1 protein-coding gene is annotated in these 370 nt (G+C 77.3%); it reads left to right on the top strand.

Translation table 11 applies throughout. From position 1 onward, the window contains the following. Nucleotides 1-370, top strand: a 370-nt coding sequence (locus CR470_RS38525; RefSeq protein WP_306667849.1) for an AlkA N-terminal domain-containing protein, incomplete at both ends; no start/stop codon positions are given.

Raw genomic sequence — 370 nt, 5'->3', positions numbered from 1 at the left:
CGCTCAGAGATGTGTATAAGAGACAGGGCCGGCACGGGGCTCGGCGGCGGACGCGGCGCGGGGGCCAGGGCCGGGATTCCGCTGCGGCTCGCCCACCGGGGCCCGTACGCCACCGCCGCCCTGTTCGACCTGCTGGCCGCGGGAGCGGTCGCCCGGGTCGAGGAGGTGACGGGCCCGCCCGGCCGCCGCACCTACCGGCGCACCCTGCGACTGCCGTACGGGGCCGGGCTCGTCGCGGTCGACGAGGCCTCGCCCGGCGGCTCCTGGCTGGAGGCCCGGATCCAGCTCACCGACCTCCGCGACCTGACCACCGCCGTCCAGCGGGTGCGCCGGCTGTTCGACCTGGACGCCGACCCGTACGCCGTGGACG

This window comes from Streptomyces sp. rh34 (genome assembly GCF_002551245.1).
Classification (GTDB): Bacteria; Actinomycetota; Actinomycetes; order Streptomycetales; family Streptomycetaceae; genus Streptomyces.
Note: the sequence above shows the minus strand (reverse complement) of the source record. Positions and strands in the feature narration are given on the sequence as shown.